This window comes from Devosia alba (assembly GCF_039938915.1).
GTDB classification, from domain to species: domain Bacteria; phylum Pseudomonadota; class Alphaproteobacteria; order Rhizobiales; family Devosiaceae; genus Devosia; species Devosia alba.
On record NZ_JBDUUI010000052.1, the window covers coordinates 1 to 409 of the forward strand.

Sequence of the window (409 nt, forward strand, 5' to 3'; positions counted from 1 at the left end):
AGCACCGCCTCATGCTCCCATCGTCGGATGCGCTTCTCCTTGCCGGCCGTGCACAAGGGACGCGATGCGCAGGCACCACAGGCCTTCTGGTTGAAGTACACGCTGATGAACTTGCCGCCTTCTTCCCTGGCGAAGCGTTTCTGCAGCTGCTGTCCGGCGGGGCAGCGGTAGGTGTCGGTCTGCGGCTCATGCACGAACATGGCCTTGCCCCAGACGCCGCGCGCCTGCGCCGGTGAGGTGTTAGGCTTGGGCACCATGGGGACGATGCCGGCTTGGGCGCAGGAGCGGATCTGCTCGCCCTCATAATACCCGCGATCGGCGAGGGCGATCATCTGGGCAGCACCGGTCTCGGCCTGGGCTGCCTTGGCCATCTCCAGCAGGTGCGAGCGGTCATGGCCCCGGTTGGTCA

1 protein-coding gene is annotated in these 409 nt (G+C 66.3%); it reads right to left on the minus strand.

What is annotated here, in order from left to right; all coding sequences use genetic code 11:
• A partial coding sequence (locus ABFY71_RS19435) for a transposase (RefSeq protein WP_347947384.1) occupies nucleotides 1-409 on the minus strand: 409 nt, incomplete at both ends.